Here is a 10,273-nt window from a genome sequence, read left to right as displayed (position 1 = left end):
GGAGAATACAGAAATAAATGGAGGTATTGTATAATGAAAATAGTAGAGGTCATTGTCATTCTGGTTATTTTAGCGGCGGCGGGAGGCCTATTATTCGCAAGAAAAACGAAGCGGCTCGATGCCGGGATGCTGGGCGCGGTTGTACTGGCAGTGCTGCTGCATGGTTTAATCGATCATTTCCGTATCCAAATGGTTGCCGCCTACGCTGTAGCTTTCGTTTTAATTATTGTCCTAGTCCGCCGACTGTTGAAGCCTTACGATAATCATATCCGTTCCAGGTCTCTGATCAAAAAGAGCCTGCTCTCCCTTATCGTCATCGCACTTAGCGGATTTTCCGGATATGCAAGCACACTGCTGCCGGTTTTCACAATGCCTGAGCCTAGCAGCAGCTATGGCATTGGTACCATCGCACGCCATCTAACGGATGAATCCCGCGACGAAACGCATAGTGAAGATCAAAGCGACAAGCGCGAGCTGATGATCAATGTATGGTATCCGGTAGATAAAAATAATACCGAAGGTGCTACAACTGAGCATTACCCTTCGGAAATTGGGCAAGCGATCAGCCTCGTATTCGGCATACCGAAGCAACTTTTCAGCCATGTGACGAACATTCCGACGCATGTTGTTGAAGGGGCCGAGCTATCCGCTGCTGAAGCGAGCTATCCGGTTGTCCTATTCTCACCCGGTATTCGCTCGACCCGCTTTCAGAGCATGACGGCAATTGAGGAGCTGGTCAGCAATGGCTACATCGTCGTAGGCATGGATCATCCTTTTACATCAGCGAAGGTTGATTTCCCAGATGGCCGTTCAATTTTATACGATGCTGAACCCGTTTTTCCAACTGTAGCGGAGCTTTACGACAACAATATTAAAGAAGTCGCCATTCGTGCAGCCGATGCGAGCTTTGTGCTCGATACGCTTACGGCATGGAATCAGGAAGACCCCGATCACAAGCTTGAAGGCAAGCTGGATCTGAGCCGCGTCGGCATTTTCGGCCACTCCTATGGGGGAGCGACAACAGCGGAAACACTGGCACAGGATAGCCGTTTCAAGGCGGGGATCAGCTTGGAGGGCGGGTTCTGGGGCGATGTAGCCCGTAATGGCTTGAAGCAGCCATTTATGTATTTGATGACAGGCGACACAGCCAAAAGCCTTGACCCGGCGATCAAGGAGAAATCCTATGTCTATTTCGAGGAGTTCCCTTCCGATTTGGACTCGGTCATGACGAAAAGCACCAATGACACCTATTATATGACCGTGGAGCCATTTATCCATCAGAGCTTTACCGACATCGCGCTGCTGTCGCCTAAGCTGTTCGCCAAGGGCGTCGACCCCGTCCATACGGTAGATATTACCCGCTCTTATGTCACCGCCTTTTTCAATCAATATTTGAAAAATGAATCACAGCCGCTGCTGGCGGGGCCATCGCCGGACTATCCCGAGGTTATTTTTGACCCTAACTATACGAAAAAAGCGGCTGCCCAATAAATCTATGGACAGGATCAAGGAGGGAAACACGCATGGAAGGCATGACACGCGGCGAGCTTGCCAAAAAAACCGGGCTTAGCATGGCAACGATTCGCTACTACGAGGAAAGCGGCATCCTTCCGGCTCCCCGCCGCAGCCAAGGTGGCTACCGTCTGTACTCGGACGATTATTTGGTCAAAATCAAATTCATCAAGGACACCAAGTCGCTCGGCTACTCCCTCAAGGAAATTCAGGAGGTGCTGAACCTGCTAGGCCGCGATATGGACGCAGAAACCTTAAAGGAGTATGTGCGGGGCAAAATAGTTGAGATTGATGAAAAGGTCGAATCGCTGCGCTCCATTCAAACGATGCTGGCGACCTTGCTTGAGACGCCTCAAGCAGACATTCACAGCTATTTGGATTCGTTTCGTGAAAAATAAGTCTGTACAAATGAATTAATTTTAAAGGTCTTGGAGCAATACCCAGACTATTAGAAAAGCTGAGACACTAATTTCGCTGAGCAAGCGGCCTAGTGTCTTTTTCATACCAAATATTAGAAATCCTTCATTACGTCTAATAGCCGACACACTTGCTGTGTCAGTTACTGTTTATAATCTTTATATTTTTATCATAATTTGTATGTAATATTATATTTGGAGTTGAAAAAAGACAAAAATGCTTAACCATTAATTGTAATTCATATTTATTTTTCTAAATAGTCTGTTTGTTTGCCGATATTTATGATATTATTTCATTGTAATTACTAGCTGAAGAGGAGACAACACAATGAGTATGATTGGAAAGATTTCTAAACACGCCTTTATCGCATTAAGCTTGCTTGTAGCGTTTTTGGTATTTCAAACGAGTGGATTTGCTGCAAACGACTACAGCACGGGCCTATTAAATGGGAAGCCTCTGCTTGTAGTGGATAGGGCAGATAGATTTACAAGTACTGAAACTACGAATTTAGCTACAGACAACGACGAAGCAACATTCTATGCGTTGGGTAAAGCCTCCCCTACAGAAAATGTAAAAGATATCCTACTCTATAAATTCGATACTCCTAGAACGATTTCTGCTTATCAGGTAAGCGCAAATGCTGGCGTTAAATTGTTTTTTGTCAATGCAAGTGGAGTCGTTAATGAACTGCCAGCTATAACACGTACAGGAGAAAAAATTGCATACTCCATATCAAATGTTGTTGCAGTCAGTATACAAAGCACTTCCACAACCACAGGGGTAAACATTGCTCAATTCGAAGTTTATGGGGTACCTTTGGCCCCACAATTAACTGCATCAGCATCAAGCATTGGCATCACGCTCAATTGGAGCTCCAATAGCGAGGATCTTTCATATATCGTCAGCAAGTCCACTAGCCCTTCAGGCCCATTCACTATTATTTCTAATAGTGTAACAGGAAGTACCTATGAAGATCCTCAGGTTGAACAGGGTATAACCTATTATTATACCGTTAAGGCTGTTAACAATGAGGGACAAAGTCCTAACTCCAATATTGCTTCTGCGACTCCGGCAATCGTTGGAGATGCTGTTTTAACGATTATTATGATTAACGGCATGGAGAAAGAATATGCGCTGACCAAGGTAGAAGCTTATGCTTTTATAGACTGGTATGATGCCCGGGCTAATGGCATAGGTAAAGAACGTTACACCTTCAAAAAAAATTGGAATACAGCTCCATTCAAAGCCCGCACAGATTATGTTATTTTTGATAAAATCTTATTTTTCGAATTAAAGGAATACTAATCCGAAAATGAAAAGGGAGCCCTCTCGGGCCCCTTTTTTGCTGTTCCCTCGATTTACTGCGCCTTAATCTCATCCAAATAAAGCGTTGCTGTGCCTGTCGAGCCGCCTGGTGTGAACACCTGAATGCCCAGCGCCTGGACATTATTTTTGTCCGCCACGCCTGACAAATCGTAGCTTACCGTTACGAATCCATCGCCGCTGTAGGAAACCGTCTCATTCGGTGCAAACCAGCTCCAGCCGCCGCCCGTTTGCAGGAACAGCTTCACGGAAACAGCGCCCGCAGGCGCTCCATTCCCATCCACCGCCACTTTGAACTTGGCAGACAGCGTGCCCGCTGTGCCCAAGTTCAGCGCACCGACCCGTCTGAGCTGGAATTCGCCGCCGTTCAGGTCAAAAGCCGCCTTCAGCGAGCTGTTTCCTGATGACGCCGCATCGGTCGACACGACCATATCACGGGCGTTTGCCGTATTATAGGCATTGCTAGCATCAGCATTAATAGCCCAGCCTTCTGCTCCGCTTTCAAAATCATACGTGAGCCCACTCGTTCCTGGCTCCCCGCTACCTTCCACATAAACATCATCTACATAGACAGCTGCTGTACCGATCTGTCCGGCTGTCGGCTCGATTTTCACGCCAATCGCTTGGACGCTGTCGAGTCCCGTCAGGCCGGAGAGCGGAAGCGTCAGCGTTTTAAATCCGCTGGAATCGACGACCACGCCCGTTCCGCTGTCATGCCACTCCCATGTACTGCCTGTTTTAATATATAGACGGGCATCGGCGGTACCCTGCGACAGCTTCACTTTGACGCTGAGTGCTGTAGCTGCCGATAAATCGGCTGCCGCAACCTTCGTCAGCTCAAAGCCTGCTGGACTTGCCAGCGAGAAGGTGGACGTTAACGAATGGTCGCCCTCCGTCTTCTCATCAGCTGTAATTGCTGCATCTGTGGCCTGCGCCTCATTCGAGCTTACGGCCCAGCCTGCTGTGTCCGCCTCAAATCCATACAGCGTTCCCGATTCTGCCGGGGAGCTTCCCGGGCCGGAGCCTCCATTCGGCACACCGCCCGTTCCATCGTTGATCGCTTCAATGTCGTCAAAATAAAGCGTGCTGTTGAGTGTTGCTCCGTTGATGGCATTCACGTACACGGAAAACTCCTCTACATTTTTCAAGCTGACCTTGTTGATTTTTTTGCCCGCATTTCCTGTATCCCACGGAGCAACGGTAAACTCATTAAAGTGCAGGCTGACCCATTGTCCCGCTGTGCCCGCGAGCGATGGGTACGCTTCATAGGAGACGCCATCCACACGCAGCTGAATAACGAGCTTCTGATTGCTGCCATCCGGCACCATCCAAAATTTCAGGTTGTTGAACGTGGACCAGTCTACTCCTCCCAGCACCTTCGTAATGCCTGCATAGCCGGCAGTGCCCAGCGTGTAGTCCAGCTTCATCGCATAGTGGCCAGAGCTTTTATGCACGCCGTCCAGCACTACCGCTGTCGCATCACCGCCCGCATGAATGAACTTTGCTGCCAGAGCGGCATCGCTGCCTTGGTACGTCTCGAAGTTGTCCACTACAGCCGGGTCTTTCTCCGCTTCTGCGAATGTGCTGTAAAGGCTCAGATTATCGACGTAGATCGGAAAATCACCTGCTAATCCGCTGCCGACAAAAGAAAGAGCAAGCCCCGTCGCCGCTGCGGATTTCTCTACATCATTCAAATCGATGACCGGCGAATATTTCGCATACACCGTGCCGCCCACCGTTACTTGCGGGAGCTCGGACAGCTTAATTTTGGTCATCGTCATCCCATATTTCGTGTCCCAGTCCGGGGCAAGCATCGCAATGCTGCTAATTGTCGCATTCGCATCTCCCGCGCTTAGCGGAATCCACGCATCCAGCTTGATGCGCTTCACATCCGCCAGTGCATTTCCCCCGTCAAGCGCCGGAAGCGCCAGCTTGAATTCCTGCCATGTATCGGCTGCCGCCGCCTGCTGGGCACCCAGCTTCAATACGCCGTTGCCGTCAAAAGCATCATGCTGAATGGTCAGCGCCATCGTTTCCGGGTACGTGCCCGGATCGCCATTTTTGACTACGCCTTCTGTATCTTGGTCAAAGCTGTAGGTTTTCATTAAAATCTCGCTTGCCTGCACCGATACCGTCGCCGTTTGCGTCAGCACGACCTGATTGCCAACATAGACTTTGACGTTCAGCGCCGCCGTCTTGCCATTTAAGCCTGCTGCTGGAGACCAATCCGCCGTATAAAAAAATCCGTCGCTATCGAGCGCCATTGGATATTCCGTATCCGACCCCTGCACCGTATAGACGACCTTCGTCGGTGAGATTTCCAGCCCCCGCGCGCGAATCGTGACGGAGCTGCCCACAATGCTGTTATCCGTTGGCGTCGCAATATGCAGGAACGGCTGCTCCGGTGCTGTCAAAACCGTATGGCCGTATACGCCCTGCACCTCATTGCGGAATGTCGTAAAGGAATCATTATAAAAGTTTATAAAATCGGGCAAAAGCTCATGATCGCCGAGCCCGTTTGGCGCATTTTTATAAGGAACATACAAATTGTTGCCGAGGCCGAAATTCGCCCATGTCTGCATATAGGCAATGCGCGAAGCGTCCTCATCGGACTTAATCGCATTCAGCAATTCGGTGAACCAGGTCGTATTATTGTTCCCGGTTGTCTTCATCCCCTCCGGGCTGTAGCCAAATTCGGAGAATGTCGCAATTTTCCCCTTGCTGTCTGCCATCCTTGAAATCATGCCAAGATCGTTTACCAGTCCGTCAAAAAAGCCTTGCGAACCCGCATTTTCCTTGTTATCGTATTGGTCCATTCCCAATATATCGACATAATCGTCGCCCGGGTACGTCGTCAAATACGTGCTTTCTGCACCGCCGAACGAGCCATTTGGCGAGAAAACATACAGGAAGTTGCGAACGTCCTTCTTATCGCGCAGATATTCAACCGTATAGCGGAAAATCTCCTTGTATTCGCTTGTGGTCGTCGTTTTCGCGCCCCACCAGAACCAGCCGCCGTTTTGCTCATGGAAAGGACGGAACAGGATTGGGATGAGCTTGCCTTCATCATCCTTCACATTGCTCGCGAAGTTCGCTATCGTATCCAAAAAGGCATTAAATTCCGCATGCTTGTCGCCGCCCGGCAAAATATGAGCAACTACATTGCCTGACGTATCATTAAAGCTGCCGCCGGTCACAAAGTTTGGAAAATGGGTGCTGAGCGCCACAATACCGCCGAGCTCGTGGGCGTTTTTGACCGCAGCAGTGAGATTAATTCGGCTCTGCTCGACATTGTTCGGCACGCCCGGCTTCTCTTTGCCTTCCAGGCTAAGCGTATCCCAGCCGAACACGGCAGGATAATCGCCGACTGAATTTTTCACCTCGGATTGCGAGCCATCCGCACTGGTCAACGTCACGCCTTCGTCCGTTGCATGCTGGTGGCCGAACAAAATTTCATGGCCGCGCACGCCATTCAAATAGGCGAACAATGATTTGGTCTCAGCCGTTGCATGCTGATCGACAAAATTGACCGTCTGCTCCGTATTTCCGCTGTTTCCACCGCCATTGTTGCTGCCTCCGCTGCTGCCCTTGCCGCCTGAGGATATGCCCGTTCCCGGCGTTGTGATTGTGCCAACTGGCGTCAGCGTACCATTTTTCAATGTATAGCTGCCTTTAGCTACCGGTTTTCCATTAAAAGTGACAGAATCGGCTTGCACCGTTAGCTGCCCAATCGTTGTGCCCGGGCCGGTGATCAGCTCCGTAGGCTGATTCAGCACGATGCTGTCTGCCTCCGCGTCGTCGCCCAGCTCCAGTATGGCCTTGCTGTTAGCCACGATGCTGTCGATCTTGGTTTCACCGTCTGCCTCAACATGGACCTTGCCATCCTTGCGGTTAATTTCCAAGCCTGCCAGCGTAGAATCGTGAAAGCTAACCGTATGCTCGCCGCCGCCCGCAATAAACGTCGTCCCTTTCACAATGGCATGCTCGACCGCTGCCTCGCCGTCTTTAATACCAGCGGTCAAATAAAGGTTGCCGGCAATTTGGGCATCTTTGAGTGTAATGCCAGCATGATTAATGATCGCATGGCCCGAAATCGCTTGCGCCGCTGTATAATCGCCGGCCTTGGCATACAGCTCGGCCACTAGCTTGTCTACCAAGGTTATGACCTCGGCACGAGAGATTTTACCCGAGGGCTGGAAAGCGCCATTTTCGTAGCCGCTGACAGCACCTTGCAGCGCGTCGATTGCATTTTTCGCATAGCTGGAAATTTGGCTGCTATCCTTGAAGGAGCCCGCGTAAGCCGCATTCTCCGCCGCTTTCAGCTCGAAAACACGCGCCAGCAGCGTCACCGCATCCTGCCTCGTTATAGGCTGCTCCGCTCTTGCCTCGTTACCCGGAAACCCGTCATAATATCCCGCAGCCCTCGCTTTGCTAAGCTCGCCCGCATACCATGCCGTCTCCGGCACATCGCTGAAGGCTGAAGCAGACAAAGACGATAAACCAAATACTCGATTAATAACCGCGACAAATTCCGCCCGGGTCATGCTGCCATCGGGATGGAAAGCTCCGTCTGAGTAACCGCTCACAATTCCGTGTGCACGCCATTTCTCTATCGCAGCTTTCGCCCAATGCCCCTGAATATCGGAAGCAAACGCCTTAGTTTCCGCCCCTGATTGAGCGAAAGCAGCAGAAGAAAACATTGAAACAACGATAGCTGGGGCCATAGCGGCCGCGATCCATTTGCGTTTTTTATTCATACGGTCCTCCTATATGATATATAGATTTGAAAGCGCTTCACATCATTATAGAGGAATTACTTGAAAAAAATAGGAGATTCAATTTGTTTTTATAGTTCTCTTTTGTCATCTATTTTGTTATGTTTCTTTGCTCTAAGCGTAAACGGCTTCCGCCGTCCTCTGGCGGCACAGCGCGTTTCATTCCGAGAAATATAGAGGGAGGATGGAAAAATCATATCCTTTCCTATATTTCAAAAAATGCAACCAAGCTACCGCTTCGCCGTATCTAATCAGACATCCCTGCTGCAGCAGGGACTGTAAAACCATTAACAACTACAATGACAATCTGCTATACTACAAATAGTTTCATATCCTTACACAAAATCGACAAATTTCACCATTCTGGCCTGTTAAGCGCTTCAAGGTGATCAACTGTCGAGGCAGATGGTTCTCTTATTTTATATTTGAGGAGGCAATACAAATGGGTATTGGATCGAATTCAAACGGTGGAAACATTTTTGGTGGACAAGGCGGCATTCAGGGCGGTATCCAAGGTGGTATACAGCAGGGTGGCATTCAACAGGGCGGTATTCAGCAAGGCGGCATCCAGCAAGGCGGCATCCAGCAGGGCGGCATTCAACAAGGTGGCATCCAGGGCGGCGCTCAACAGGGTGGATTCCAGAACGCTGGAAATGCAGGCTCGTTTGGCGCAGCCCCTGCTCCTCAAGCTGGCGGCTTCGGCGGCGGACTCGTATTGTCCAAAGGACAAAAGCTCGATTTAACGAAAAATAACCCCGGACTCGATCACTTAAAGGTTGGACTCGGTTGGGATACAAATCGCTTGCAAGGTCAGAGCTACGACCTAGATGTTGAAATCTTCCTTTTGAACCAAATGGACAAGCTTCCATCCAACGGTCATATTATCTTTTATAACAATTTAAACAGCCCGGATGGCTCGGTTCGCTATAACGGCGACAACCGGACTGGACAAGGAAACGGCGACGATGAATCCGCAGAAATCCAGCTTTCCCGCGTGTCTCCTGACATTCAGAAAATTGTATTTACCGTGACGATTGATGACGCTGTTCGCAAAAATCAAAACTTCGGCCAAATCGGCAACGCCTACATTCGGATCGTCAACCAGGCGAACGGAGCTGAAATTTGCCGCTTTGACCTGTCCGAGGATTACTCCACTTCCATTTCCTTGCTAGCGGGAGAAGTATACCGCCACAACAACGAATGGAAATTCAATGCGGTAGGCACAGGCCTTACGCTTGATCTGGCTGGCATTTGCGCGCATTACGGCGCTATGTAATTCACTACACATCTAACTGGAGGTCAACTCATATGCCATTTCAATTTCAAGTGGAACGCGAGCTGTTTCTGAAAGCAGAAGGCCAAGGCAAGTTTTTTGCTAAAAAGGGCTCTATGGTCGCTGATCAGGCTTACAACGGCAAATTTAAATATTCCAAGCGCTTGCTTGGCACAAACTCCGGCAACATTGTTGGACAAGTATTGAACCACGGTATGCGCCGTATTACAGGCGAAAACCTTGAAATTATGGAGGTCGAAGGGCAAGGCTCCGTATATCTTGCCGACCAGAACACGCATGTGACAATTATTAATCTGGAGCAAGGCGGCCCTTGGCAGCACGTCAGCGTCGAAAGTGAAGACCTGCTGGCATTTACAGAAACTTGCCACTACGGTGTTACGGTCATCGGCTCTGGAGTCATTTCCCAGCGTGGACTTTTCACCTCCAAGCTCTCCTACAACGGCCAAGGCGCCCAAGTCGCAGTGAAGACGAACGGCAACCCGCTCGTTCTGCAAGCTCCATGCCGCGTCGATCCCGATGCAATCGTTGCATGGACAGGCCCTTCACCTAAAGTGAAGCTCGACGTGAACTGGAAAACTTTTATCGGACAAACCTCCGGTGAATCGTATATGTATGAGTTCAATGAGCCTGGGCAAGTCGTTATTATTCAGCCTTTCGAGCGTCAAAGCGGCGTGAAATTCGGCATTGATGACAACCGCTACCAGCCGCAAGAGCAAGGCAGCGCCTTCCAGAACACCTTTGGCGGCAACGGCGGCAATGGCGGCAATGCTGGAAACGCTGGCAATATGGGCGGAAATCCAGGCAATAACAACAATAATGAAGGCGGGCTCGGCGGCATTATTGGCCGAATTTTGCGTTAAGCCCTTTGTAATCGTACATCCGCTAAAAAGATTAAGAGCATCCCCACTCATCATTCGTGATGAGTGGGGATGCTTTTTTTACATGCTTATGC

The 10,273-nt window shown here is 49.8% G+C and carries 6 protein-coding genes; 5 read left to right on the top strand and 1 reads right to left on the bottom strand.

Features of this window, described 5'->3' with window-relative positions; translation table 11 throughout:
- The first annotated feature begins 33 nt into the window (after positions 1–33).
- The 3 genes from MHB80_RS00725 to MHB80_RS00715 all read left to right on the top strand — a co-directional run bounded on the left by MHB80_RS00725 (position 34) and on the right by MHB80_RS00715 (position 3,234).
- On the top strand, positions 34–1,491 hold the full coding sequence (locus tag MHB80_RS00725; protein WP_341280388.1) for a prolyl oligopeptidase family serine peptidase: 1,458 nt from the start codon (positions 34–36) through the stop codon (positions 1,489–1,491).
- Positions 1,492–1,523: 32 nt separating this feature from the next.
- Positions 1,524–1,910 carry a MerR family transcriptional regulator gene (locus MHB80_RS00720; RefSeq protein ID WP_341280387.1) on the top strand — a complete coding sequence of 129 codons (387 nt, stop codon included), beginning with the start codon at positions 1,524–1,526 and terminating at the stop codon, positions 1,908–1,910.
- A gap of 346 nt (positions 1,911–2,256) precedes the next feature.
- Complete coding sequence (locus MHB80_RS00715; RefSeq protein ID WP_341280386.1) at positions 2,257–3,234, top strand: fibronectin type III domain-containing protein; 978 nt, start codon at positions 2,257–2,259, stop codon at positions 3,232–3,234.
- 53 nt (positions 3,235–3,287) lie between these two features.
- Here MHB80_RS00715 and MHB80_RS00710 read toward each other — a convergent pair whose 3' ends face one another.
- Entirely contained in the window at positions 3,288–8,009 is a 4,722-nt protein-coding gene (locus tag MHB80_RS00710; RefSeq protein WP_341280385.1) for a glycosyl hydrolase, read from the bottom strand.
- 733 nt (positions 8,010–8,742) lie between these two features.
- On the opposite strand from MHB80_RS00710, the gene MHB80_RS00705 reads away from it, so the two are divergent.
- Positions 8,743–9,303 (top strand): TerD family protein, encoded by a 561-nt coding sequence (locus tag MHB80_RS00705; protein ID WP_341282817.1) that lies wholly within the window; start codon positions 8,743–8,745, stop codon positions 9,301–9,303.
- Between the two features lie 32 nt (positions 9,304–9,335).
- Positions 9,336–10,181 carry an AIM24 family protein gene (locus tag MHB80_RS00700; RefSeq protein ID WP_341280384.1) on the top strand — a complete coding sequence of 282 codons (846 nt, stop codon included), beginning with the start codon at positions 9,336–9,338 and terminating at the stop codon, positions 10,179–10,181.
- The last annotated feature ends 92 nt before the right edge of the window (positions 10,182–10,273 follow it).

The organism is Paenibacillus sp. FSL H8-0537 (assembly GCF_038051995.1).
In the GTDB taxonomy this organism is placed as follows: domain Bacteria; phylum Bacillota; class Bacilli; order Paenibacillales; family Paenibacillaceae; genus Pristimantibacillus.
Note: the sequence above shows the minus strand (reverse complement) of the source record. Positions and strands in the feature narration are given on the sequence as shown.